Annotated in this window: 27 protein-coding genes; 17 read left to right on the forward strand and 10 right to left on the reverse strand. The window is 50.9% G+C overall.

The window, feature by feature from the left end; genetic code table 11:
- Positions 1 to 101 precede the first annotated feature (101 nt).
- Positions 102 to 512, forward strand: a complete 411-nt coding sequence (locus tag KNQ03_RS12575; RefSeq protein ID WP_214725019.1) for a VOC family protein — start codon at positions 102 to 104, stop codon at positions 510 to 512.
- On the opposite strand, the gene KNQ03_RS12580 is transcribed toward KNQ03_RS12575, so the two are convergent.
- From KNQ03_RS12580 to KNQ03_RS12610, 7 genes are all read right to left on the reverse strand, one after another.
- Positions 486 to 986 (reverse strand): methylated-DNA--[protein]-cysteine S-methyltransferase, encoded by a 501-nt coding sequence (locus KNQ03_RS12580; RefSeq protein WP_064300599.1) that lies wholly within the window; start codon positions 984 to 986, stop codon positions 486 to 488. The two genes, KNQ03_RS12575 and KNQ03_RS12580, sit on opposite strands and share 27 nt — an antisense overlap.
- Positions 987 to 1,064: 78 nt before the next feature.
- Positions 1,065 to 2,462 (reverse strand): dihydrolipoyl dehydrogenase family protein, encoded by a 1,398-nt coding sequence (locus tag KNQ03_RS12585; RefSeq protein ID WP_214725021.1) that lies wholly within the window; start codon positions 2,460 to 2,462, stop codon positions 1,065 to 1,067.
- Between the two features lies 1 nt (position 2,463).
- On the reverse strand, positions 2,464 to 3,681 hold the full coding sequence (locus KNQ03_RS12590; protein ID WP_214725023.1) for a dihydrolipoamide acetyltransferase family protein: 1,218 nt from the start codon (positions 3,679 to 3,681) through the stop codon (positions 2,464 to 2,466).
- 13 nt (positions 3,682 to 3,694) lie between these two features.
- Positions 3,695 to 4,693 (reverse strand): alpha-ketoacid dehydrogenase subunit beta, encoded by a 999-nt coding sequence (locus tag KNQ03_RS12595; RefSeq protein ID WP_058265564.1) that lies wholly within the window; start codon positions 4,691 to 4,693, stop codon positions 3,695 to 3,697.
- A 1-nt stretch (position 4,694) separates the two neighbouring features.
- Positions 4,695 to 5,744: a pyruvate dehydrogenase (acetyl-transferring) E1 component subunit alpha gene (gene pdhA, locus KNQ03_RS12600; RefSeq protein WP_214725025.1), complete on the reverse strand. Its 1,050-nt coding sequence runs from the start codon at positions 5,742 to 5,744 to the stop codon at positions 4,695 to 4,697.
- Between the two features lie 13 nt (positions 5,745 to 5,757).
- On the reverse strand, positions 5,758 to 6,900 hold the full coding sequence (locus KNQ03_RS12605) for a Glu/Leu/Phe/Val family dehydrogenase (RefSeq protein ID WP_050678955.1): 1,143 nt from the start codon (positions 6,898 to 6,900) through the stop codon (positions 5,758 to 5,760).
- A 37-nt stretch (positions 6,901 to 6,937) separates the two neighbouring features.
- Positions 6,938 to 7,339, reverse strand: coding sequence for a thioesterase family protein (locus KNQ03_RS12610; protein ID WP_075642678.1), 402 nt, complete (start codon positions 7,337 to 7,339; stop codon positions 6,938 to 6,940).
- Positions 7,340 to 7,670: 331 nt separating this feature from the next.
- Between KNQ03_RS12610 and KNQ03_RS12615 the strand changes: the two genes are divergently transcribed.
- From KNQ03_RS12615 to paaX, 12 genes are all read left to right on the forward strand, one after another.
- Positions 7,671 to 8,948: a phenylacetate--CoA ligase family protein gene (locus tag KNQ03_RS12615; protein ID WP_214725027.1), complete on the forward strand. Its 1,278-nt coding sequence runs from the start codon at positions 7,671 to 7,673 to the stop codon at positions 8,946 to 8,948.
- Positions 8,949 to 8,966: 18 nt separating this feature from the next.
- Complete coding sequence (paaA, locus tag KNQ03_RS12620; protein ID WP_087681930.1) at positions 8,967 to 9,938, forward strand: 1,2-phenylacetyl-CoA epoxidase subunit PaaA; 972 nt, start codon at positions 8,967 to 8,969, stop codon at positions 9,936 to 9,938.
- 14 nt (positions 9,939 to 9,952) lie between these two features.
- On the forward strand, positions 9,953 to 10,297 hold the full coding sequence (gene paaB / locus KNQ03_RS12625) for a 1,2-phenylacetyl-CoA epoxidase subunit PaaB (protein ID WP_023466991.1): 345 nt from the start codon (positions 9,953 to 9,955) through the stop codon (positions 10,295 to 10,297).
- Positions 10,294 to 11,079: a 1,2-phenylacetyl-CoA epoxidase subunit PaaC gene (gene paaC / locus KNQ03_RS12630; RefSeq protein WP_023466993.1), complete on the forward strand. Its 786-nt coding sequence runs from the start codon at positions 10,294 to 10,296 to the stop codon at positions 11,077 to 11,079. Before paaB ends, paaC begins: the two co-directional genes overlap by 4 nt.
- Before the next feature lie 14 nt (positions 11,080 to 11,093).
- Positions 11,094 to 11,588: a 1,2-phenylacetyl-CoA epoxidase subunit PaaD gene (paaD, locus tag KNQ03_RS12635; protein WP_035399031.1), complete on the forward strand. Its 495-nt coding sequence runs from the start codon at positions 11,094 to 11,096 to the stop codon at positions 11,586 to 11,588.
- 15 nt (positions 11,589 to 11,603) lie between these two features.
- On the forward strand, positions 11,604 to 11,927 hold the full coding sequence (locus KNQ03_RS12640; protein WP_023466996.1) for an EthD family reductase: 324 nt from the start codon (positions 11,604 to 11,606) through the stop codon (positions 11,925 to 11,927).
- A complete protein-coding gene (locus KNQ03_RS12645; protein ID WP_214725029.1) occupies positions 11,905 to 12,684 on the forward strand; it encodes an enoyl-CoA hydratase/isomerase family protein in 780 nt (259 codons plus the stop codon). Before KNQ03_RS12640 ends, KNQ03_RS12645 begins: the two co-directional genes overlap by 23 nt.
- Before the next feature lie 5 nt (positions 12,685 to 12,689).
- Positions 12,690 to 14,198: an aldehyde dehydrogenase family protein gene (locus KNQ03_RS12650; RefSeq protein WP_214725031.1), complete on the forward strand. Its 1,509-nt coding sequence runs from the start codon at positions 12,690 to 12,692 to the stop codon at positions 14,196 to 14,198.
- A gap of 74 nt (positions 14,199 to 14,272) precedes the next feature.
- Positions 14,273 to 15,139: a 3-hydroxyacyl-CoA dehydrogenase gene (locus KNQ03_RS12655; protein ID WP_214725033.1), complete on the forward strand. Its 867-nt coding sequence runs from the start codon at positions 14,273 to 14,275 to the stop codon at positions 15,137 to 15,139.
- The gene (locus KNQ03_RS12660) at positions 15,136 to 16,344 is read left to right on the forward strand and encodes an acetyl-CoA C-acyltransferase (protein ID WP_149426768.1); all 1,209 of its coding nucleotides are present in this window, start codon (positions 15,136 to 15,138) and stop codon (positions 16,342 to 16,344) included. Before KNQ03_RS12655 ends, KNQ03_RS12660 begins: the two co-directional genes overlap by 4 nt.
- The gene (locus KNQ03_RS12665) at positions 16,341 to 17,108 is read left to right on the forward strand and encodes an enoyl-CoA hydratase-related protein (RefSeq protein ID WP_023467001.1); all 768 of its coding nucleotides are present in this window, start codon (positions 16,341 to 16,343) and stop codon (positions 17,106 to 17,108) included. The genes KNQ03_RS12660 and KNQ03_RS12665 overlap by 4 nt, the downstream gene beginning before the upstream one ends.
- A gap of 73 nt (positions 17,109 to 17,181) precedes the next feature.
- Entirely contained in the window at positions 17,182 to 18,066 is an 885-nt protein-coding gene (paaX, locus tag KNQ03_RS12670) for a phenylacetic acid degradation operon negative regulatory protein PaaX (protein WP_023467002.1), read from the forward strand.
- A gap of 56 nt (positions 18,067 to 18,122) precedes the next feature.
- On the opposite strand, the gene KNQ03_RS12675 is transcribed toward paaX, so the two are convergent.
- Entirely contained in the window at positions 18,123 to 18,662 is a 540-nt protein-coding gene (locus KNQ03_RS12675; RefSeq protein WP_035399020.1) for a gamma carbonic anhydrase family protein, read from the reverse strand.
- A 91-nt stretch (positions 18,663 to 18,753) separates the two neighbouring features.
- On the opposite strand from KNQ03_RS12675, the gene KNQ03_RS12680 reads away from it, so the two are divergent.
- The 4 genes from KNQ03_RS12680 to KNQ03_RS12695 all read left to right on the forward strand — a co-directional run bounded on the left by KNQ03_RS12680 (position 18,754) and on the right by KNQ03_RS12695 (position 21,437).
- Complete coding sequence (locus KNQ03_RS12680; protein ID WP_214725035.1) at positions 18,754 to 19,692, forward strand: NAD(P)H-dependent flavin oxidoreductase; 939 nt, start codon at positions 18,754 to 18,756, stop codon at positions 19,690 to 19,692.
- A gap of 137 nt (positions 19,693 to 19,829) precedes the next feature.
- Positions 19,830 to 20,258: a DMT family transporter gene (locus KNQ03_RS12685; protein WP_050678968.1), complete on the forward strand. Its 429-nt coding sequence runs from the start codon at positions 19,830 to 19,832 to the stop codon at positions 20,256 to 20,258.
- Positions 20,259 to 20,273: 15 nt separating this feature from the next.
- Positions 20,274 to 20,942 carry a Crp/Fnr family transcriptional regulator gene (locus KNQ03_RS12690; protein ID WP_023467006.1) on the forward strand — a complete coding sequence of 223 codons (669 nt, stop codon included), beginning with the start codon at positions 20,274 to 20,276 and terminating at the stop codon, positions 20,940 to 20,942.
- Positions 20,943 to 20,954: 12 nt separating this feature from the next.
- Positions 20,955 to 21,437, forward strand: a complete 483-nt coding sequence (locus tag KNQ03_RS12695; protein ID WP_149426772.1) for a DMT family transporter — start codon at positions 20,955 to 20,957, stop codon at positions 21,435 to 21,437.
- Positions 21,438 to 21,697: 260 nt separating this feature from the next.
- On the opposite strand, the gene KNQ03_RS12700 is transcribed toward KNQ03_RS12695, so the two are convergent.
- On the reverse strand, positions 21,698 to 22,918 hold the full coding sequence (locus tag KNQ03_RS12700; protein WP_214725037.1) for an MFS transporter: 1,221 nt from the start codon (positions 22,916 to 22,918) through the stop codon (positions 21,698 to 21,700).
- Between the two features lie 14 nt (positions 22,919 to 22,932).
- Positions 22,933 to 23,532: a winged helix-turn-helix domain-containing protein gene (locus KNQ03_RS12705; protein ID WP_064300613.1), complete on the reverse strand. Its 600-nt coding sequence runs from the start codon at positions 23,530 to 23,532 to the stop codon at positions 22,933 to 22,935.
- Positions 23,533 to 23,584: the final 52 nt, after the last annotated feature.

A 23,584-nucleotide genomic window follows, 5' to 3' on the forward strand; every position in this document is an offset into this window, starting at 1 on the left:
TGTCTGGTTGGACAGGAAAGTGGGGCTTTTTGTGTATAAAAGGAAATCGGGAAGAAAAGTGCGAAAGGTGATACTAAACCATAATGAAAGGAGGGCTTTCCATGCAGTATGCCGCTACTCCTTGTCTCGTTTTTTCGGGACAAGCCAAGCAGGCGATCGTTTACTACGAAAACGTATTTGCGATGACACGTCGTCGTCTCTTACTCGATGAAGCAGGAGATACCGTCTACCACGCACATTTATCCAATGGTGCGTTTGAATTGATGCTCTGGGACGAGAGCGCCGCGCCGAATACCTCTTCTTCGCTCCATCTGTTGTTGACTTTTACGTCGCTTGAAGAGCTCGAGCAAGTGTATCTACGATTAACGACAGACGGTCAAATCGTCACACCCCTTGATGTAGCAGACTTTGGAGGTTGGTATGCGCAAGTCCGCGATCCGTTCGGGATTCTGTTCGCTCTATCTTTCAGCGAAGAGGGACGAGAATCAGAGGCGTTGCTCGAGCGCGAGTAGTGTCCGCTTCATATTCAGACCGCCATGATAGCCGAGCAGATCGCCTTTTTTGCCAATGATCCGGTGACACGGAATCGCAAGCAGTAATCGATTTTTCCCAATTGCCGTGCCAATCGCGCGAGTCGCGTTCGGCCGGAAGAGACGTTCCGCGATATCGGAGTAGGTGGCGGTTTGACCGTATGGTACCGCGCGTAAAGCATTCCAGACTTCAAGTTGAAACGGGGTACCGACTGGTGCGATTGGAAAGGACAGTGTCGTCGACTGCTGATTTAGATAAGCCAGTAGCTGCTCCGTATACGGAGCAAGCGCGGTATCAGAAGCAATCCGATCGGCTCGCGGGAAGTGTTTCCGCGACCAGTCGTCGAATAAATCCTCCGGTTCATCCCAAGCGCCGACATAACAGAGACCATCTGCTGTAGCGGCGACCGGAAACGTATGCGTATTCCAGTGCAAACGAGTGAAGTACAGTTCCATGACATGTTTTCCTTTCTACACGAAATGAAGTGATGAATCCAAAAGATGTGCTTCTGACGCAGAGGTACCTCTTTTCGATTACGCGCGCGAACCGACCTGTTGACGTGGTGGAAGATGGATCGATTGACCAAATAAGGCTTCCATCGATTCCGTCAAAGCTTCGCTTCGACTCGGATGTGCCATGACAGGGAAGAGGAGATCCTCCCGTTTTGCTGTCAGTTCCAGTGCTTGAGTGAATTGTCCGACGAGACGATGAGCATCGTCCCCGATCATGTGAATACCAAGGATCAGTGATGTTTGCTCATCAGCGATGACCTTGACGAACCCACTGCCACCTTCAATCGTCGTCGCTCCGTTTGCATTCAGTGGGAATTGTCCGCTCTGAACAGCATGCCCGGCTTCGACTGCTTCTTGTTCTGTCATCCCGACCGAAGCAATCGGTGGGAAGGTCCGTAGAACCGTCGGATAATACGGTGTCGTTGAATCGACGTCTTGACCGGACAGATGCGCTGCCGTCCGCTTCGCTTCATGAATCGCACGGATGGCGAGCTGTGGACCCGGTGTGACATCACCGATTGCGTAAATATGCGGTTGATTCGTTCGTCCAGTTGCGTCAACTAGAATCGTCCCGTCTTCTGTAAGCGTCACACCAATCCGTTCGAGACCGAGTGTCAAACTGTTCGGGATCCGGGAAAGAGACTGGAACAGATAAGCACCCTGATAGGCGACTTCTTCTCCGTTTTTCATGACGGTGACGGTCGCGTCCGATGAAGCCTCGATACGTGTCACGACATCCGACACGAGACGGATTTTTTGTTTTTTGAATGTCCGCTTCAGTTCCTTTTCAAGGCTTGGTTCGAGTGAGAATTGATCCGCGAACAACGTCACCTCTGTCCCGAGTGCATGGAAACAGGCGGCCGCTTCGAGTGCTAACGTGTCAGACCCAATGATCAATAAGCTCTCTGGTAGTTGCTCGAGTTGATAAAGCTGTTCGGCATTCAAACGGCACGATTCCTCGTGCTGGATGCTGTGACTACCGGTCGCAATGATGACGTCCTGGAACCGGTACGTATCGAACTGATGTCCCGACTCGACGCCGATTCGGTCCTCTGACAGGAAGGAAGCTGCACCAGAGATATGCTCAATCTGGTTCGCCTGACAGAGGGCGACCACCCCTTGACGTAATTGCTGCACGACGCGATTTCGGTAAGCATTCAGTTTGCTGAAGTCATGGACAGCAGAAGTGGTGAATCCAAGGTCTTCAAGGTGCGGCAAGCGTAACATCTCTTCTGCCGCATGCGCATAGACCTTGGACGGGATACAGCCTCGGTTCAGACAAAGTCCACCGAGTTCAGCTTGTTCAATCAATGTAACGTTTCGACCGCCTTGTGCGGCGCGAATCGCTGCCGTGTAACCTGCGGGACCTCCACCGATGATCAGGAGATCCCGTTCTTGTGTAAGTTCGCCAACAACCATGTTAGATCAACTCCAAAAGTAGGGTGGTCGGATGTTCAATCAGTGACACGAATCGGTTCGTAAAGGCAACAGCCGTTGCCCCGTCCGCGACACGATGATCGAACGACATCGACAAATTCATCATCGAGCGAACGACGATTTGATCGTTCTCATCGACACAGGCTCGTTTTTTCGTCTTATGGAAGGCAATCAGTGCTGTCTCCGGATAGTTGATGATCGGTGTTGCTCCCGTACTACCGAGTGGACCGACATTACTCATCGTAAAAGTGCTTGGTTTTAAGTCCGCTGCGCGCAAGGCACCGTTTTGAGCACGTTGTTGCAGCGCAACCAATTGTTCATGCAGTTCCGTCAGTGAAAGCTGATCGGCATGACGGATGACCGGAACCATCAACCCGTCCGGTGTTTCCGTTGCCATGCCAAAATGGAAATCCTGCTCTAATCGAATACATGCATTTGTTTCATCGAGCTTGGCATGAAAGACAGGATACTCTTTTAAGGCAACAATCAAGGCTTTGATGAAGAAGGCGTTGACGTTGATGTTTCGTCCAGCTGCTTTCCATTCGGCACGTAGTGCGAGCAAACGCGTCATATCGACTTCCTCGAAGTGAGTGACATGGGGAATCGTGTAAAGTGACTGGGTCATCTTTTTCGCGATTTGCTTGCGAATGCCGCGAAACGGAATCGTTTCCGGTAAGGTTTCTTGGTACGTGACCTCTTCAATGATCGGCGTAGCTGTCTCTTGTGGGGTAGTAGCAGCCTGGACGAAGCGAAGCACGTCGTCCTCCGAGACGCGACCCGATGGATCGGAAGCCGTGACAGCTTCGATATCAATCCCGTGATCACGAGCGATTTTTCGTGTATATGGTGTCGCGAGGACCCGTTTTGCTGGAGAAACTTGAACAGGTGGGGCAGTGACAGCAACCGATGCTGGTTCAGGAGCGGACGACGCTTCAGGTGTTACCGCGACCGGCATGTCGGAAGCGTTACTTGCTTCGATGTGCAATAATGTCGTACCGACTTGCACCGTCTGACCGACCGGGATGATGATTTCCTTGACGATCCCGGAAACAGGAGCCGGTAGTTCGGCGACCATCTTATCGGTCGCGACCTCGACGACCGGTTGATCCGTCGTGACATGGTCTCCGACTTGGACGAGGTAATGGGCGATTTCACCTTCTGTCATTCCTTCACCGACATCATGTAATTTAACTTCGATCATGGCATTCAGCTCCTTAAAACTCGACCGTACGCTGAATCGTCGCAAGGACACGTTCTGGCGTCGGAATGTAATGGTCTTCGAGGGCGAACAGCGGAACCGGAACATCAAAACCGGTCACGCGGGCAATCGGTGCCCGTAAATAAAGAAATGCCGTATCGTTGATCAATGTCACGAGATCATTACCGAGACCACCCATTGCTGCGGCTTCATGAACGATGACGGCACGACCCGTCTTTTGAACGGAAGCAGCAATCGTTTCCCGGTCAAGCGGATAAAGCGTCCGTAAGTCGAGTACTTCGCAAGAAATCCCGCGTTCCTGAGCAGCCGTTGCTGCCTTTTGGGCTACTTGAACCATTGCTCCCCAGGCGATCAACGTCACGTCCGTCCCTTCGCTGACGCAGCGCGCTTTTCCGATTTCAACGGTATATGATTCGCTCGGTACGACTTCTTTGAATGAGCGATAACTGCGCATCGACTCAAGGAACAACACGGGATCTGGATCTTCAATCGCAGCAATCAATAACCCTTTTGCATCGTATGGCGTCGCCGGACAGACGACCTTGAGACCAGGCATCGATGTAAAGAGTGCTTCTGTGCTGTCGGAATGGATTTCCGGTGCCCGGATGCCGGCACCATAAGGCGCACGAATGACCATTGGCACACTGTACCGTCCCATCGTCCGCATCCGGATCCGGGAGACGTGCGTCATGATTTGTTCATAGGCAGGGTAGATGAAGCCAAGAAATTGAATCTCGACGATCGGTTTAAAGCCATTGATGGCAAGACCGATCGACGTACCGACGATGCCGGCTTCGCTAAGCGGTGTATCGACGATTCGGTCTTCCCCGAACTCTTCCTGTAAGCCGTCCGTCGCTCGGAAGACACCACCGTTTTTTCCGACGTCTTCTCCAAGGACGAGTGTCGTCTCATCCTCCGACAATTTTGTCCGCAGGGCATCCGTGACAGCTTGAACGAGTGTCATCTCTGTTTGACGATTGATTGGTGTTGCCATCTCATTTCCCCCTTGCTAGCAGATACGCTTCTTTTTGTTGCTGGACATCAACCGGTAAGGTCGCGTACGTATGGTCAAACAAATCATTGACGTCTGGTGCCTTGAATTGCTCCATCGCAGTTACTGCCGCTTCGACTTCTGCTTGGTGCCGTTCCTGTAGCTGTTGCATCCAGGTTTCGTCAAAGTAGCCTTGGTGTTGTAAGAACTGTTCAAGTCGATCGAGCGGATCGACCCGGTCACGCGAGCGGGCTTGATCACGGTATTTCGTTGGATCGTCTGCTGTCGTATGCGCACCAAATCGCCACGTGACGGCTTCAATCAATGTTGGTCCACCGCCAGATCGGGCACGCGCAACGGCTGCTTGCATCGTGAAATAGACGGCAAATGCATCGTTCCCATCGATCCGGACGCTTGGCATCCCGTAGGCAATCGCTTTTTGTGCGATCGTTTCGGAATGCATCTGTTTTTCGATCGGGACAGAGATCGCGAATTGATTGTTTTGGTTGAACAGAATGACTGGTGCTTGGAAGACACTCGCGAAGTTCATTCCTTCATGGAAGTCGCCTTCAGACGTCGCCCCGTCACCAAAGTAGGCGACCGCAACGTTCGTCGTACCTTTTCGTTTTTCTGCCCATGCGGCACCGACGGCATGCGGAATTTGCGTCGCAATCGGTACGGCAGGAGGGAAGATGTGTTTCTCAGACGGCACGCAACCTTCGACGCGCCCGTTCCAGTAGAGAAGGGTCCGCACCATGTCGGCACCGAACGTCAACGTCGCACCGTGATCTCGGTATGTCGGGAATAACCAGTCCTGATCGGACAACGCAAGTGCACTACCGACTTGCGCCGCCTCTTGTCCTTCGAACGGTGCATAAGTGCCGAGGCGCCCTTGGCGTTGTAAGTTGATCGCCTTCCGGTCGAACGTCCGGATCCGGTGCATCTGTTCATATAGGGTGATGGCGAGCTCTTTCGTCAGATCGTGTTCTTTTGATGCGTCGATGATACGACCTTCTTCATCGATGATGCGTTGAATCGGAAAATGTTGCTCCATGTCAGTCCCTCCTTCAGTGGTTACGGATATCCCATTTTGGTTTTGTCGTATTCGTGAAGATGTTGTTGTGTTTTGCTCGGATTTGCATCCGTTTTTCACACATCCGGTTCGCGGCTTCTACCGTCGTGATGTTCTCTGCTTGCGACTCCTTGAAGACTTCGAGTACTGCGTCATAGATGTGACGCGTCTTCAGGAGAACCCGTTCATGATTTGCTCCGTACAGTTCGTCAGCAACTTGGATCAACCCACCACCGTTGACGATATAGTCTGGTGCATACAAGATGCCGCGATCCATCAAGACGTGAGCGAGCTGTTCATCTGCAAGTTGATTGTTCGCCGAACCACAGATGGCTTTGCACGGTAAGAGCGCGATGTTTTGAGCGTGAATGACACCACCGTATGCACATGGAACGAAAATATCAGCGTCTGTTAAATGGATTTCGTGAGGCGAGACGACGCGAACCGTGCCAGGTGCCATTTCGGCTTGGGTCACGATTGCTGCGAGCGCTGCTTCGTTGACGTCTGAAACATAAATCGTCGCACCGGCGAGTAACAGTTGTTCTGCAACCTTGAAGCCGACCTTTCCAAGTCCTTGAATCGCATAAGTCGCGCGACTTAAGTCGTCCGAACCGAATAACATCTCGATCGTCGCCCGCAGTCCGTAGACGACGCCTTCAGCCGTCGGAATCGATGAATCACCACTCCCGCCAAAGGCTTCCGGAATGCCGACGATCCGTGACGTTTCCCGGCTAGCGTGAACGAAATCATCCATCGTCGTGCCCATGTCCGTTCCGGTGTAAAAACGTCCACCGAGCGAATCAACGAAACGACCAAAGGCGCGGAAAAGCTCTGGTGATTTATCCGTTGCCGGATTGCCGATGATGACGGCTTTACCGCCACCAAAATCAACATCAGCGGCAGCGCATTTATACGTCATGCCACGCGACAGGCGGAGGACATCGTCAAGTGCTTCATCGACAGAAGCGTAAGGCGCCATGCGGCAACCACCGAGAGCGGGGCCGAGCGTCGTATCGTGGATGGCGATGATTGCTTGTAACCCTGAGACAGGATCGTTGCAAAAGACGACTTGTTCGTGACCCGCGATTTTTTCCATGATCGAGAGCGTTGGATTCGTAGATGGGTTTAACATGTTCATAGTAGAGTCCTCCTCTATCAAATATAAGTAAGCGCTTTCATTTTGTTGGAGCATTCACTTGCAATTTTTCTTGAATCCGGCTTTTTTCTAAAATGAATTGTGTCACTTCTCCTGTACCGATGATCGATTGTCCATCTCGGACTTCGATGTCAGCGTCAACGCGACGTGCTGTGACGCGTGTTACTGTAGCGGTCACGATCAATCGTGCGCCTTCTGCTGCCATGCCAAGATGCTTCAACGAAACCGCGCCCCCGACACCTTCTTCGCCTGCCTCTAGGTAAGGCAGGATGAGTTGACGTGCTGCCCATTCCATATGGTAGACCATCGAAACGGTGGAGTATGCTGGATGAACCAATTGACCTTCGAACCGTGCAAACATATCTTGCGAGACGACCGCTTGAATCTCTGCTGTATCCCCGACAGCTAAACCTGGTTTCATCGTGATCCCCCTTCACTACAACGAATCCTCATTCAATCAAGTGGTCTTACCAAAAATAGTATAACACTTGTCACACGATATTTTATCAACCCGTTACAAAATGAGCAAATCATTTCAGAAATATTTTCCAAAAAAAGACTCTCGATCATGAAAAATAGCTTTATAAGCCAATTGATTTACTGGTAAGGTGCGTTGAAGTGATAAAGTGAGAATCGTTTGGGAGCATTTAACAAAACAAGATTGACAACATTGTGAACGTATCGTACGTTAAACATATAACTAAAAATAAACGACCGTTTAATTATTGTATACATGATGAGGAGGTGCAGGTATGTACGATCAACATCACGAAACGATGAATGCGCAAACGCGGGAGCAACTGCAGATGGAGCAATTACGTCAAACGATGGAACACGTCACGCGCGTCCCGTTCTATCAAGAACGTCTGCATACATTGCAGATGACGGCACATGATTTTCAAACGATCGAAGATCTACGAAAATTTCCGTTCACATGCAAGCAAGATTTACGCGATCATTATCCGTTCGGGCTATTTGCCGTCGAACGAGAACAGGTCACCCGAATTCACGCCTCGTCTGGTACGAGTGGTAAACCGACTGTCGTCGGGTATACGCAAGAAGATTTAGACGACTGGGCAGGTGCCGTGGCACGGAGCTTAGTCTTAGCCGGTGGATCATCAGCCGACTTGTTGCACAATGCATACGGCTACGGACTGTTCACAGGTGGACTCGGTCTTCATGCAGGTGCTGAAAAACTAGGTATGACAATCTTGCCGATTTCCGGCGGCAATACGGATCGCCAAATCACATTGATCGAGGATTTCCGACCGGATGGCATCTGTGGGACACCTTCTTATATCTTGCGATTAGCAGAACGCATGATCGAACGGGGGATCGATCCACGCAAGACAAGCATGCGTTACGGCATCTTCGGAGCTGAACCCTGGTCGGAAGAGATGCGGCAGACACTCGAACAGACCTTTGATCTACAGGCATTCGATATTTATGGACTCAGTGAAATCATGGGACCAGGTGTCGCGATGGAATGTCAGGAGCAGGCAGGTCTGCATATCATGGATGACTTATTCATTACGGAAGTCATCGATCCCGTTACGGGGGAACCGGTACCAGATGGCATGGTCGGGGAACTCGTTTTTACAAGCTTGAAAAAGAAAGCGCTTCCGATTATTCGCTACCGGACGGGTGACTTAGCATCGATCACGCATGAGGCGTGTGCTTGTGGTCGGACGACGACACGGATGTCACGTGTCAAAGGTCGGACAGACGACATGCTGATCATCCGAGGGGTCAACGTCTTTCCGTCAGAAATCGAGCGAGTCTTGCTCCAACAACCGGACGTGACGCCGCATTATCAAATCCATCTCGTGCGTAAAGCGGGACTCGATGCCGTTGAGCTACATATCGAATTCGAAAATATCTCGGAGCAACAAAGGCGTTCGATATGTGACGCCATCAAGTCGGAATGTCTCATTTCTATTGATCTCGTCTGTCACCCGCATCAAGGGTTACCACGATCGGAAGGGAAAGCCGTTCGAATCGTTGATCGACGCTCGACATCACTCGTCTGATTCAAAGGAGGAACTAGCATGTATGATGCAACACAACTGTTCGAACCAGTCCAACTGACGGAAGAAGAAAAATTAGCACGCTTTAAGGAACGGATTGAGCAAGGTGAAAAGATCGAAGCCGATGACTGGATGCCTGCTTTTTACCGGGATACGCTGATCAAATTGATTTCGATGCACGGTATCAGTGAAATCATGGGTGCGCTTCCGGAAAAAGAATGGGTTCCAAAAGCACCATCGCTTCGTCGGAAGCTTGGCATCATGGCAAAGGTCCAGGATGAGATGGGACACGGGCAACTGTTGCTTCGTGTCGTCGAAGATTTGATGAAGCCATATGGCAAGACACGTGGGGATTTGATGGACGATTTATTCACGGGACGATTGAAGTTCCATAACGTCTTCCACATGCCGACGCGGTCATGGGCTGATGCCGGGATGATCGGTTGGCTCGTCGATGGCGCGGCAATCATCACGCAGACGAACATGCTCGGTGCTTCTTACGGACCGTACGCACGGGCTTTGCAACGCATTTGTGCAGAGGAAGTCTTCCACGCGCAACACGGAGAGTCGATCATTATGGCACTCGCGGAAGGAACACCGGAACAGCGGGCGATGATTCAGGAATCACTGGATGAGTGGTGGGAATCCTTGTTGATGTTCTTTGGACCAGCCTCGAAAGAGACGACCGGGACATCGAAACAGGACGTGACGATCGCCTATAAGATTCGGACGAAAACGAATGAAGAGTTACGGCAAAACTTCTTTACGAAGTACGTACCACGGATTCGTTCACTCGGACTCGTCATTCCGGATCCGACGTTACGTTTTGATGAAGAGACAGGGCAGTGGGAATATGCACAGCCAGACTGGACAAAATTCAAGACGATCATCCAAGGGGGAGGACCACGTTCGAAAGAGCGACTGGACTTGCGCCGGACATCTTATGAAAATAACGCCTGGGTACGGGATGCACTCGCTGAAACGAAGGCATGAGAGGGGAAAGCACGATGAACGAGACGTTTTATCACGAATTCGAAGTCTTTAGCAAACGGACGCCAAACGCGGCGTTCACCCATCAATTCAGCTTGCTCGCTCCGAACAAGGAGATGGCACTGTTGATGGCGCAAGAAAACTTCATGCGCCGGGAACCGGTCGTCGACATCTGGGTCGTCAAACGCGAAGATATCCGTGGTTTATCACCCGATGAGAAGCAGATGTTACAACGCCTTGATAATAAGGACTACCGGACGACGAAAGGGTACGGCTACTTGAAGAAAAAATGGCGTCATTACGAGCAACAGATGCTCGATGAAAAAGAGATCATGTCTTGGCAAGGAGGCGATTCCAAATGACGGAACAAGAACGGACGGCACTCGCTTCCTTACTCTATCAACTCGCGGATGATGATTTCCTTTACGCGTATCGTGGTTCGGAATGGCTCGGACTCGCACCGCATATCGAAGAGGACGTCGCTTCGTCGTCGATTGCGCAAGATTCGATGGGACACGCGGCGATGTATTACCAACTTCTCGAAGAACTTGGCGAAGGAAATGCTGATGCATTAGCTCATGTCCGACTGGCGCATGAACGAAAGAATTCGATTCTCGTCGAACGTGTCAACGGACCTGGCTACTACATGGAGAAGCCTGAATATGACTGGGCATTCGCCGTCGTACGGAACTATTGCTACACGGTCGCGAAAAAGATCCGGATTGATGCTTTGAAGTCGAGCAGTTACGAGCCACTCGCTACGGCTGCCGTCAAGATCAACATGGAGTTGTACTATCATTTGCTGCACTGGCAAACGTGGTTTACCCAGCTTTATCAATCGACGGAGACGGCGCGGCAGAAGATGGATGCAGCCCTAGAAAAAGTCCTCTATGACTTCGGTGACATGTTCGATTATGGCGAACACGGTCAATTGATCGAAGAGATGCGGTTAATCGAAGGGCAAGGCATTTTACTCGATCGTTGGTATCAGACGATCACACCGTTACTCGTCGAATTGAACGTGACGCTTCCGGAAATGCAGATGACGCGTAACGGGCGGGACGGCGATCACACGGAAGATTTGAACGACGCGCTTGCGACACTCGGAGAAGTCTACTTGATCGATCAGACGGCGACGTGGTGAAAGGAGAGGGAAGCATGACGACGACACTCCAGGATGCAATCCGGGAAGCCCTGAATGGGGTGAAGGATCCGGAAATTGATAGCGTCAGTATTTTAGATCTTGGCATGGTCGAGACGATGGACGCGGAAGCGACGGAGCATGGTTACCTAGTGCGCGTCACGCTTCTCCCGACGTTCCTCGGTTGTCCGGCGCTTGAAATCATCAAAAAAAACACCGAATCCGCCTTGCAGGTGATTCCGAATGTCGAACAGGTCGACGTCCAGTTCCGGTTTGATCCACCGTGGACATCGGACCGGATCACGGAACAAGGCATGCAAGGATTGAAGGAATTCGGCATCGCTCCTCCTCGGTTTGAGCAAGGGAAGTGGGAGATTGACTGTCCGTATTGTGGATCGACGTATGTGACGATGGAAAACTTATTCGGACCGACAGCATGTCGAAGTATTCTCTACTGTAAATCGTGTAAAAATCCATTCGAGGCGATGAAACCCGTCTCTACTCTCATGTGAAGGAAGGTAATCAATATGGCAAAATTAATCGCACTGTACAAACATCCGGAAAACAAGGAAGCATTCGATCAGCATTACTTTGAGGTCCATGGTCCATTGACAGCAAAAATTCCAGGACTGCAAGAAATGAATGTCACAAAAATCGTCGGCTCACCAATGGGCGGAGACGGAAAGTATTACTTGATGTGCGAGATGGTCTATGAAAGTCAGGAAGCGATGCAAGCAGGCATGCGTTCGCTCGAAGGAAAAGCGTCCGGGAAAGACTTGATGAGCTTTGCGGGGGATCTCGTCACATTGATGATTGGTGAAGATGTCCATGCCGACACAACAGTACGTTAAGATGGAAATAGTCGATCGGATCGGTCGGATTCGACTCGACCGAACGGCACGATACAATGCGCTGAACCGGACGATGGTCCGGGAAATCGTCGAGGCGATGGAGACATTCGACCGAGACGAACGGGTGACGGTCATCGTCTTGACCGGAAACGGAAAATCGTTCTCAGCGGGCGCCGATATCGAGGAGATGCTCGAGGCGACACCGATCTCGATGGAACTCCTCGATCCGTTCGCAGACTGGGACCGGATCAGTCGAATCAAAAAGCCGATCATCGCGGGTGTCCACGGTTTCGTCCTTGGCGGCGGCTTTGAACTGGCACTCGCTTGTGATTTAATCTACGCCGATTCTGAGACACAGTTCGGATTCCCGGAAGTCGGACTCGGCGTCATGCCGGGAGCAGGCGGGACGCAGCGCTTGACGAAATGCATCGGTCGGACGCGAGCGCTCGAGTGGCTCTTCACCGGCGACCGGATGAAGGCAGAGGAAGCGGAACGACTCGGTATCATCAACCGGGTGACGGCTGATGTCGAAGCGGCGGTGCTGGCAATGGCAGAGCGGTTATCGAACCAACCGAGCATGGCGTTGCGGTTGATCAAGGACGCGGCAAACAAAGCCGTCGATTTATCGTTACAAGATGGGATGGAGCACGAACGCCGTAACTTCTATCTCTTGTTCGCGACAGCCGATCAAACAGAAGGCATGCAAGCATTTCTCGAAAAACGATCACCGATTTTCAATCAACAGGAACAGGAGTGAATACAATGTCGACAGTACATGAAAAAACACTTGAAATGAAACGGTCCGTCTATCATTTGCTCATCAACGGCGAACAAGTCGAGGGTGCAACAGGCGAGACGTTCAAAACATACAATCCGGCAACGGGCGAAGTGATCGCAGAAGTTGCAAAAGCATCGAAGGAAGACGCCGATCGCGCCGTTCAAGCCGCACGCGATGCGTTTGATCACGGGAAGTGGAAGATGTGGCCGGTCGGGCGTCGGGCACAAATCTTGAATAAGATTGCGAGCATCATGCGTTCACGCTTCAACGAAATCGTCGAACTGGAGATTCTTGATACAGGGAAATCACTGGCAGCGGCGCAAGGACAAGTCACGCAAGCGATCGAAGACTTCGAGTTCTATGCGGGTGCAATCGTCGGTCACCGTGGTGTCGTCAATAACGTACCGGGACAATTCCATAACTATACGGAAAAAGAAGCGGTCGGTGTCTGTGCACAAATCATTCCGTGGAACTATCCGTTAATGATGGCAGCTTGGAAAGTCGCACCAGCAATCGCTGTCGGTTGCTCGGTCGTCGTCAAACCAGCGACATTGACACCATTGACAGCGATCATTCTCGGTGAGATTTGTCTAGAAGCTGGCGTACCAGCAGGTGTCGTCAACGTCATCCCGGGATCCGGACGCGAGATCGGCAACCATCTCGTTGAGCATCCTCACGTCGATAAAGTCGCCTTCACGGGCTCGACGCCAGTCGGTAAAGACATCATGGGACGTGCGTCCGAGACGTTAAAACGAGTCACACTCGAACTCGGTGGAAAATCACCGAACATCGTCTTTGAAGACGCGGATGTGACAGCAGCTGTTGATGGTTCATTGTTCGGAATCTTCTATAACAGTGGTCAATCGTGTGAAGCGCGCTCGCGCCTGTATGTCCACGAGGAGATCTACGAAGCATTCATGGAACAGTTCGTCGCGAAGACAAAACAACTCGTCCTCGGTAACCCATTCGATAAAGGGACACACGTTGGAGCGATCATTGACCAACAACAGGTCGATGTCATCGATGGATACGTCCAGTCAGCGAAAGAAGACGGGGCAACAATCGTCACAGGTGGTCACGCGACAGCACCAGAAGGATACGAAAAAGGCTTCTGGTACGCACCGACGATCATCACGGACGTCACACACGAGATGAAAGCGGTCAATGAAGAAATCTTCGGACCGGTCGTCGTCGTCATGCCGTTCAAAGATGAAAAAGAAGCGATTCGCCTAGCAAACGATACATCGTTTGGACTCGGATCAGCCGTTTGGACGAAAGACGGCGCGAAAGCGACACGTGTCGCGAGTCAAATCAAAGCCGGCATCGTCATGGTCAACTGTCCGTTTTCTGCCTTCCCGGGCACACCGTTTGGTGGCTATAAACAATCGGGCTTCGGTCGAGAACTCTGTATCGAGACGCTTGATCTGTACACGGAAACAAAAAGTATCTTGTCGTACTACGGCAGTCGTCCACTCAATCCGTTCGGACTATAAGCAAGAGGGAAGGCTGGAGTTCCGTCGGGAAGTCCAGCCTTTTTTAACAGCACAGGGGATAAGGGGGAATTCAGATGGTAGAACAAATCGTCGTCGTCGGATCCGGCGTCATGGGACGTGGTATCGCTTATGTTGCCGCACACCGCGGATTTCAGGTGACACTCGTTGATATTAAAGAAGAATATATCGAAAGTGCCTATCGAGAACTCGAACGCATCGCAGAGAAAGGAATCACGCGAGGGAAGATGTCCGCGAATGAGGTCGAGGGACTGTTCGATCGGCTGCATCTGTCGACCGACCTAGCCGAGGCGGCACAACAAGCAGATCTCGTCATTGAAGCAGTACCGGAACAACTCAGCATCAAACAGCAAGTCTTTGAAACGCTAGAAGCGAATGCACGTCCGGACTGTTATTTCGCGACGAACACGTCGACGATGAGTCCAACGGAAATTGCGTCCTTTACGAACCGGGCGGACCGGGTCATGGCGATGCATTTCTTCAATCCGGTCCATCTGATGCCACTGATCGAGCTCGTTCGTGGTCTTGAGACATCGGATGAGACGATCGCAGCTCTTGAACAGGTAGCGCGTCAGATGCAGAAGGAAACGGTCGTCATCCGTGAGTTTCCTGGGTTCGTGACTTCGCGGATCAGTGCGCTCGTCGGAAACGAAGCGTTCTATATGTTACAAGAAGGACTCGGGACACCAGAAGAGATCGATAAAGCGATCAAACTCGGCTTAAACTATCCGATGGGACCATTCGAACTCGGGGACTTGGTCGGACTTGATACTCGGCTCCACAACTTAAAGTATCTGCATGAGAAGCTCGGCGAAAAATACCGTCCGGCACCACTGCTCGAACAGTATGTCAAAGCCGGACGACTCGGTCGTAAAACAGGTCGTGGCGTCTATGACTATACGAATCGCGAGGTGACATCATGAAACGGGTCGCCATCATCGATGCCGTTCGGACACCGATCGGTCGCTATAACGGCGCGTTGCGTCAGGTTCGTCCAGATGACTTAGGAGCACGTGTCATCGAAGCGTTGCTTGAGCGTAATCCACAAGTCGATCCGAAGACGATTGAGGAAGTCATTTTCGGTAATGCGAATCAGGCGGGAGAAGACAATCGCAACGTCGCGCGGATGTCTGGATTACTAGCTGGTCTACCGGTCAAAGTCGCCGGTACGACGATCAATCGCTTATGTGGATCTGGACTGGATGCCGTCATCGCGGCAGCGCGTGGGATTGCCTTAGGTGAAGGTGATATCTATATCGCTGGTGGAACGGAAAGCATGACGCGTGCACCGTTCGTTCTCGCGAAGCCGGATCAAGCCAATCCACGTGGCAATCAGACGATGTACGATACGACGATTGGTTGGCGCTTCGTCAATGATCGTTTAGCAGATCAATACGGAACGGATTCGATGCCGGAGACAGCCGAGAACGTCGCCCGTCAGTACGGAATCTCGCGCGAAGCACAGGACGACTTTGCGTTCGAAAGCCAACAACGCGCGAAACGAGCCATCGAGGCAGAGCGCTTCACGGACGAACTGGTTGCGGTCACACAAACAGACCGGAAAGGCAACGTCAGCGTCTTCGATCGCGATGAACATCCTCGTCCCGAGACGACACGTGAGAAACTGGCGACACTTCGTCCATTATTCCCAAGTGGTACCGTGACGGCGGGGAATGCTTCAGGTGTCAACGACGGTGCGTCGGCGTTGTTATTGATGAGTGAAGAAAAAGCAAACGAACTCGGTTTGACGCCGCTCGGGTATTACCGGGCGAGTGCGACAGCTGGGGTTGAACCTGCCATTATGGGAATCGGACCGATCGACGCGACGAAAAAAGTTCTCCGACGAGCAGGCTTGACGGTCGAACAGCTCGATCAGATTGAGTTGAACGAAGCGTTTGCGGCTCAAAGTCTTGCCTGTATCGAAGCACTTGGTTTACCAAGTGAAAAAGTCAACGTCAATGGCGGAGCAATCGCCTTCGGTCATCCACTTGGTGCAAGTGGGGCCCGGATTTTAACGACATTATTGCATGAGATGCGCCGGACGAACCGGACGTACGGTCTCGCGACGATGTGTGTCGGAGTCGGACAAGGGATCGCACTTGTAGTCGATCGGGAGGGACTCGTATGATTCACTTAGAACGAGAAGGCTATATCGCAATCGTCCGGATTGATCGTCCGGAACGCTTGAACTGTCTCGATTATCCGACGCTTGTCGCTTTGCAAGAACAGGTCGATGCGTTATCGGTCGACCCGGAAGCGCGGGTCGTCCTGTTTACGGGAACGGGGAAAGCATTTAGTGCTGGTGCCGATTTAAAAGAACGCGTGCATTTAAACGAAGAAGAAGTCCGGCGCAATGTCCTTGCGATCCGCAACGTCTTCACGTCGATCGCACAATTGCCGCAACCAACGATCGCAGCCGTCAACGGTCACGCGCTCGGCGGTGGGTTCGAGTGGATCCTTGCCTGTGATTTCCGTTTTCTCGTCGAGGATGCACTCGTCGGCTTGACGGAGACCAGCTTCGGGATCATTCCAGGAGCCGGTGGAACACAACGATTGCCACGACTGATTGGGGAGACGCGGGCAAAGGAATTGATCTTCACGGCGAAAAAAATCGATGCGATGACAGCAGAACGGTACGGACTCGCGACAGCCGTTGTTGCCCGGGAAGCGTTGATGACGACGTGCCTTGAGTTTGCTAATCAGATGTTACAGAATGGTCCGATTGCCTTGCGCCAAGCGAAGCGAGCGATTGATCAAGGGCGGGATGTCTCACTCGAAGAAGGACTACAGCTCGAAACAGAAGCTTATGAAGTCGTCATTCCGACGGCTGATCGTCAGGAAGCGCTACAAGCCTTCGCTGAAAAACGACCACCACGCTTTGAAGGAAGATGAGGATGGTCGACGTTTGAAATAACCCGTATACTAACGATACACACTATGAACGACTGAAGAGAGAGTGAATACCATGAGTGCGAACACCCAATCGATGATCTTTACGATTTACGGCGATTACATTCGCCATTACGGCAATCAAATCTGGGTCGGGAGTTTAATTCGACTCGTCAAAGAGTTCGGACATAACGAACAGGCCGTTCGGGTTGCTGTGTCCCGAATGGTTAAACAAGGCTGGCTCGTCTCCGAGAAACAAGGAAATAAAAGCTTCTATTCATTGACACCACGTGGGGTGGAACGGATGGAGGAGGCCGCACGCCGGATCTACAGATCAACACCGCACGACTGGGACGGGAAGTGGCGGACGCTGATGTACACGATTCCGGAGGATAAACGCCAGATTCGTGATGAGCTCCGCAAAGAACTGACGTGGAGTGGGTTTGGTAACTTATCGAACGGGGTTTGGATCTCACCGAACCCACTTGAAAAAGAGGCGGAACGATTGATCGCGTCGTACGAGATCGAAGAGTATGTCGATTTCTTCGTCGGTGAATACCACGGTCCGAAGCAGGATCAATCCCTCGTCGAGCGTGCGTTCCCGCTGGAAGAATTGCAGGAGCGTTACGAGACGTTCATCACGGATTACAGCCGGCAATACATCGTCCATCAAAGTCAGCTCCAACTCGGAGAAATGACGGATGAACAGTGTTTCGTCGAACGGACGATGCTCGTACATGAATACCGGAAGTTTCTATTCACGGATCCCGGATTACCGCAAGAACTGTTACCAGATGCGTGGAGCGGACATCACGCGGCGCTCTTGTTCGAACAATATTACCGATTGCTCGCACAACCAGCGAGTCGGTTCTTCGAATCGATCTTTGAAGAGACGCACGATGTGTCCCAACGCAGTGCCTCGTACGACGCGGCGGAACACCCGCTGTTTGCAGAGCGGTGAAGATTTATTCGAATGAAAAGAGCGGGACGGATCAGTTGATCCGCCCCGCATTCGTGTCATTCAGATGTGTTCTGTTCAGCGGATTCTGCGAGAATGTTTCGGAAGGCATATCCTTTATCGACATAAGAATCAATCGACTCCTGAATCATCGCAAGATCCGCTTCTGTTAGTTCACGCACGACTTTACCGGGTGAGCCGATGATCAGCGAACGGGGTGGGAAAACTTTTCCCGATGGAATTAGCGTATTCGCCCCGATGATGCATTCTTCACCAATCTCTGCGTGATCAAGAACGGTCGCACCCATTCCGACGATCGAACGACGTCCGATTTTGCAACCGTGTAAAATTGCGTTATGTCCGACCGTTACTTCATCTTCAATGACGACGGGTGCCCCTTCATAGAGATGAATCGTCGCGTTGTCCTGAATACTGCATCGTTTCCCAATTGTAATCGGTCCTTCGTCACCGCGTAAGACAGCGTTGAACCAGACGGTAGACTCGGAACCGATCGTGACGTCTCCGATCAGATAAGCACCAGGAGCGATGAATACATCGGAGGCGACGTTCGGATGAATCGATTGATACGGAATCTTCATAACAGAATGACCTCGTTTCTATAATAAGATGAACTGCTATTCATTCCATGTCAGTATAGCATGTGAGTGAAGTCGAGAACGGAGGAAAGATATGTTTCCGATTTGTGAGCTCTTTAAAATTCGATATCCTTTGATCCAAGGAGGAATGGGTAACATTAGTCATGCGGCGCTCACGGCAGCGGTGTCGAATGCCGGAGGACTCGGAACGCTCGGGTGCGGGACATTGTCGGTCGATGAAGTGTCGTCGCGGATTCACGAGACACGAATGCTGACGGATCAACCATTTGCCTTGAACATCGCGATTCGTGTGTCTCCCTATACGGAAGCACTGATTGATCTCGCGATCGCAGAAAAGATTCCGGTCGTCTCCTTGTCGGCAGGAAATCCGGCACCGTACATAGAGCGACTTCAAACTGCTGGCATCAAAACGATCGCTGTTGTCGCTTCAGTCAAACAGGCGTTAAAGGCAGAACAAGCAGGCGCTGATGTACTCGTAGCGGAGGGAGTTGAAGCGGCAGGCATCAATTCACCGCTCGAGTTGACGACGCTGACCTTGATTCCGCAACTCGTCGATCGGGTCAACATTCCGGTCCTGGCAGCGGGTGGGATTGGTGACGGGCGTGGATTGGCAGCTGTTCTGTTACTTGGTGCGGCGGGTGCCCAGCTCGGAACACGATTGATCGCGACGGAAGAGGCGAAGGTTCATTCGGCATACAAGGCGCACTTAATGGATGCGACCGATACCGATACACGCATCATCGGACGTTCCGTCGGATTCGTCCGACGTGTCCTTGATGGTCCTTACGTCGAACGACTCACAGCAGAGACACCTGCTGCTTTTCTCGATCAGACGAATGAGTCGTATCATATTACGGGCGCTCTTGAGGGCGATGAGGAGAAAGGGTATGTCAACGCTGGACTGGTTGCCGGATTGATTCATGATGTGCCGACTGTTGCGGAGTTGTTTACGCGCATGATGACGGAAGCAGAGGAACAGCTGAAGCAAACGACGACTCGTTTTACGACATGAGCATATAGTGAGGGACCCGTGATTCTACTTGTGGACAGCGGGTTTTTTCATGTTTTTTTGAAAATGGGACATTTGTCCTTTTCAAGTAGGGCACGAGTAAGGTCTACTCTAGTGTAGAGATTAAAGGAGGAGATGACGTGCAAGGAGTCGTGTTTGCTTTGATGAGCGGTCTGTTCATCGCCCTGCAAGGCATATTCAATGCGCGCCTTGCGACAGGCGTCGGACCGTGGTTGTCCGTATTGATCGTCCACTTTGTGGGTCTGATGGGTTGTTTAGTCATTTACAGTTTCGTACGAGATCGGAAAATCGGTGGCTTCCGTCAGTTACCGTGGATTTATGCAAGCGGCGGTTTGATTGGCGTGCTAGTCGTCGTAACGGAACTGACAGCAATCCAAACACTCGGGATGACATGGGCGATGTGTTTATTACTCGTCGCACAGATTTTATGTGCTTTTGTGATTGATTTAAAGGGATGGTTCGGTGTCTTAAAAAAACAAGGAAATCGTGGTCAGTGGGTTGGTGTGGGTCTCATGCTTGCAGGAGTTGCGATTTTCTCACTTGCCTAAAGGGAGGGAATAAACATGGAAACCGTCATTCAACAGTACGGACTGGATACGATTTTGACGGAAGAGACGCGCGCTTGGTTGCGTCAAGAAACCTTCCAAAAAGGGGAACTCCTCTGTACGACAGGGGCAGCGATCGACCGGATGTACTTCATCGTCGCAGGCAAAGTTAAGATATCTGCTGCCTCGTCAGAAGGGAAACAACGGATTCTGCGATTCAAGACACCACTGACAGTGATCGGTGACGCTGAATTCATCAACGAACGGGAAGTGCTGAATACAGTCGAAGCAGTGACCGATGTCGAGGTGTTGAGCGTACCGTATGCGATTTTACGCGAGCACAATACGACGAACGTCTTTCTGCAATTCTTATTACGCACGATCACAGCGAAGTGGTATGCCGACTCGAAATCAGCGTCGCACCATGTGTTGTATACAGTTGAAGAGCGATTTGCAGGGTATTTGTTGTCGATCGCTTCTGAAGCCAGTGACAGTTTATTTTATCAGGAGATGCGGACGTCGAACTTACATGACGTCGCCGACTGGCTTGGAACGAGTTATCGCCATCTCAATCGGATCATCACGAAATTGTGTGAAGAGGAGATTCTCGTTCGACGACGCGGGAAAATCATCATCGTCGATCTGGAGCGGATTCGCGAGAAGGCGAACGGCAACAGCTATGAGTAGGGAGGAACGAACATGATAATAGGCATCGTGTGTGCCGTGTTTGCAGGGATGTTAATCAGTTTACAGACGGTATTGAATGCTCGGATGAGTGACGCGTTTGGCGCTTGGGCGACGACGACGCTGGTCTTCTTCGTCGGTTTCATCGGAGCAAGTGTCACGTATGTTCTGTTTCGTGGTGGAACAATCGGACAGATTCAAAACGTATCGCCACTCTATTGGTTTGGTGGACTTGTCGGTGTCGGCGTCGTTTTTTGTGTCATGCGTGGGATTCAGTTACTTGGTCCGTCCGTCGCAATCTCTGTCGTTCTGATTTCGCAGTTAAGCTTTGCTCTCGCTGTCGATACGTTCGGCTGGTTCGGTTTACCACAAATTGATTTATCGTTCGGTCAACTCGTCGGTCTCGCTGTCATGGTATGTGGGATTTTCGTCTTGAAGCGGTATCAAGTCGTGGCGCCGGAAGAGAGGGCGAAGGATATACCGAAGCAAGTCTCTTAAAAAATCTGATACTAGTTCGATCGACTGACGAACGTTTCTGTCATCCTCGCTTTCCGCAGGCGGGAGGTAAGCCGCGTCATCCCGCATTCTATGCGATTTGCCGGGTCTTACCTGACCCTGACGAAAGCGCGACTCGCGCTTTCTTTCCCTGCAGGAGTCGAGGATGAACACTCACGTTCTAGATTGACTAAATAAAACATGCGCGTTTCCCGCTAATTCGATCGGGAGATTCGCATGTTTTTATGTGTTGTGACTTGATCTCAATCGAATAGATGAACCATTCGTCTTCTGAAGTAAAGTGAGAGAACAATAATGAGAAGACCACAGTACAATATGATTGTCGTGATCGAAACGTGAAACGACAGTAGAAACGAGAGGAGCGCGTAAGATAATGGAATGAGACCATTTGACGCGGCATTCACGACACTCATGACACGTCCCATCGTCTGTTCCGCACACTGAGACTGGATGAACGTAATGAAGCGAATATTGATGATCGAAGAAAGGACACCAAGTGATAACAGGATGATCAGGTACAACAAGATCTGCTGCGCTTGACTAAGCAGGAAGAGAAGCAGACCTAAGGCGCCAATTAATCGGACCGATGAGGTAAGCCCATTTACTTTCGTTTGCGTAAAACCACTCCAGAGCGCCCCTCCGAGCATTCCCATTTGATAAGCACCTTGCATATAACTTAAATCCATCGCATCTCCTTGGAGCACATCATGAACGAGTAAGGGGATTCCGAGTAAGAGTGGTCCAAAGAAAAAGAAATTGACACAGATGACAAGAAAAAGTGTCTGCTTGAGTTGCTGAAAGTGAAAAACGTAATGCAGCCCTTCTTTTAGTTCAAAGAGAGCTGAATGCTGAAGCGATCGCTTGATCTTAGATTCACGAATACCATACGTGAAAAGGAGCGTCAGACAGAGTGTCCCGAAAATTACGAGAAAGACGTGCGAGTAAGAGGAATAGCTGAGAATGACTCCACCAAGAATCGGACCTGAAAAGAGGGCGATTTGATTAGATGTCTGAATCAGTGAATTGGCTTTAGTGAGTTGTTCTTTCGGAACGAGCGTAGGAAGTAAGGAAGCATTCGCCGGCGAAAAGAATGCATCCACACTACCGAATAGAAAGGCGAATCCTAAAATCGTCAGCAATGTAAGCTGATCGGTATGAAGTAATGCGAGAAGACAGAGAATGAAACTGATTCGTAAAGCGCTCGAGATGCGCATGATCGTCGAACGTTTATAGCGATCGGATAAGACGCCACCGAATAACATGAGAAAAATACGGGGTAACAAGGTGGCCATGAGGACGAATCCAAGATATGACGCCTGGTTTAGCGTATGGATGACATACCATTGTTCAACAAACAGATAGGTTGATAGGGAGAGGGCAGAGCACATACCGGACCCCCATAAAAATAAAAAAGATCGATTTTTAAACAGCGATTGTTGCGTATCCATTTCAATAGGCAGCATGTGGCACCTCCGGTTTAGACGTCGTCATTCTCAAATAGTGGTTCATCAATTGCAAAGGCAGTCGTCATGATATAGAAGTGTTTTTTATCTTTTTTGTCTAGTGAAGGGGACCGTGTGAACTCGTCCAATAGAGCACGATATTTTGTAGCAAACTGCCGAAAATCGGCTTCAGACATCGCCAGTTCCTTTTGAAGTGATAAGCTCATCCAGTCCTCGATGTTCGAAGATGAAGGAGAAAAAGTAGCTGTCGGAGCCGTAAGAACGCGTGTCTTTGCCCGGTCTAGTACCTCAAGATACGACTGCCGGGTCGCTTCATTCGTCTCGACGAAGTTCAGTAGATGATCGGCAGGAATGTATCCTCGAGCAATCGCTTGATAGTATTTCAATAGATTGCCGCCCTGTTCTTCCGTACGGACGAGACGAATCAAGTCATGCTTTTCAAGTTCCCGTACGTGATAGAGGACCTTCGCGCGGGATAACGTCAGCAAGTGGGCTAACTGATGTACCGTGTGTGGTTTTTCGACGAGAAACATGAGGATTTTTGTTCGTAACGGATCACTGATCACTTTTAACTGTTCATAGTTCTCTAACATGTGAATCGCTTTTTGTTCCATGCACTGATCTCCTTTTTAACCGGTTAATTTTTATTAACCGTAAAACAAAAGG

It is taken from the genome of Exiguobacterium sp. s143, from assembly GCF_018618895.1.
Taxonomy (GTDB): Bacteria; Bacillota; Bacilli; order Exiguobacteriales; family Exiguobacteriaceae; genus Exiguobacterium_A; species Exiguobacterium_A abrahamii.

Excerpts from the sequence above, each read along its gene's own strand:
- paaB (WP_023466991.1), top strand. The coding sequence starts at position 9,953 with ATGAACGAGACGTTTTATCACGAATTCGAAGTCTTTAGCAAACGGACG.
- KNQ03_RS12585 (WP_214725021.1), bottom strand. The coding sequence starts at position 2,462 with ATGGTTGTTGGCGAACTTACACAAGAACGGGATCTCCTGATCATCGGT.
- KNQ03_RS12705 (WP_064300613.1), bottom strand. The coding sequence starts at position 23,532 with ATGGAACAAAAAGCGATTCACATGTTAGAGAACTATGAACAGTTAAAA.
- pdhA (WP_214725025.1), bottom strand. The coding sequence starts at position 5,744 with ATGGAGCAACATTTTCCGATTCAACGCATCATCGATGAAGAAGGTCGT.
- paaC (WP_023466993.1), top strand. The coding sequence starts at position 10,294 with ATGACGGAACAAGAACGGACGGCACTCGCTTCCTTACTCTATCAACTC.
- KNQ03_RS12650 (WP_214725031.1), top strand. The coding sequence starts at position 12,690 with ATGTCGACAGTACATGAAAAAACACTTGAAATGAAACGGTCCGTCTAT.
- paaX (WP_023467002.1), top strand. The coding sequence starts at position 17,182 with ATGAGTGCGAACACCCAATCGATGATCTTTACGATTTACGGCGATTAC.
- KNQ03_RS12640 (WP_023466996.1), top strand. The coding sequence starts at position 11,604 with ATGGCAAAATTAATCGCACTGTACAAACATCCGGAAAACAAGGAAGCA.
- KNQ03_RS12580 (WP_064300599.1), bottom strand. The coding sequence starts at position 986 with ATGGAACTGTACTTCACTCGTTTGCACTGGAATACGCATACGTTTCCG.
- KNQ03_RS12690 (WP_023467006.1), top strand. The coding sequence starts at position 20,274 with ATGGAAACCGTCATTCAACAGTACGGACTGGATACGATTTTGACGGAA.
- KNQ03_RS12675 (WP_035399020.1), bottom strand. The coding sequence starts at position 18,662 with ATGAAGATTCCGTATCAATCGATTCATCCGAACGTCGCCTCCGATGTA.
- KNQ03_RS12605 (WP_050678955.1), bottom strand. The coding sequence starts at position 6,900 with ATGAACATGTTAAACCCATCTACGAATCCAACGCTCTCGATCATGGAA.
- KNQ03_RS12575 (WP_214725019.1), top strand. The coding sequence starts at position 102 with ATGCAGTATGCCGCTACTCCTTGTCTCGTTTTTTCGGGACAAGCCAAG.
- KNQ03_RS12645 (WP_214725029.1), top strand. The coding sequence starts at position 11,905 with ATGCCGACACAACAGTACGTTAAGATGGAAATAGTCGATCGGATCGGT.
- KNQ03_RS12615 (WP_214725027.1), top strand. The coding sequence starts at position 7,671 with ATGTACGATCAACATCACGAAACGATGAATGCGCAAACGCGGGAGCAA.
- KNQ03_RS12660 (WP_149426768.1), top strand. The coding sequence starts at position 15,136 with ATGAAACGGGTCGCCATCATCGATGCCGTTCGGACACCGATCGGTCGC.
- KNQ03_RS12595 (WP_058265564.1), bottom strand. The coding sequence starts at position 4,693 with ATGGCAACACCAATCAATCGTCAAACAGAGATGACACTCGTTCAAGCT.
- KNQ03_RS12655 (WP_214725033.1), top strand. The coding sequence starts at position 14,273 with ATGGTAGAACAAATCGTCGTCGTCGGATCCGGCGTCATGGGACGTGGT.
- KNQ03_RS12700 (WP_214725037.1), bottom strand. The coding sequence starts at position 22,918 with ATGCTGCCTATTGAAATGGATACGCAACAATCGCTGTTTAAAAATCGA.
- KNQ03_RS12610 (WP_075642678.1), bottom strand. The coding sequence starts at position 7,339 with ATGAAACCAGGTTTAGCTGTCGGGGATACAGCAGAGATTCAAGCGGTC.
- KNQ03_RS12680 (WP_214725035.1), top strand. The coding sequence starts at position 18,754 with ATGTTTCCGATTTGTGAGCTCTTTAAAATTCGATATCCTTTGATCCAA.
- paaD (WP_035399031.1), top strand. The coding sequence starts at position 11,094 with ATGACGACGACACTCCAGGATGCAATCCGGGAAGCCCTGAATGGGGTG.
- paaA (WP_087681930.1), top strand. The coding sequence starts at position 8,967 with ATGTATGATGCAACACAACTGTTCGAACCAGTCCAACTGACGGAAGAA.
- KNQ03_RS12590 (WP_214725023.1), bottom strand. The coding sequence starts at position 3,681 with ATGATCGAAGTTAAATTACATGATGTCGGTGAAGGAATGACAGAAGGT.
- KNQ03_RS12695 (WP_149426772.1), top strand. The coding sequence starts at position 20,955 with ATGATAATAGGCATCGTGTGTGCCGTGTTTGCAGGGATGTTAATCAGT.
- KNQ03_RS12665 (WP_023467001.1), top strand. The coding sequence starts at position 16,341 with ATGATTCACTTAGAACGAGAAGGCTATATCGCAATCGTCCGGATTGAT.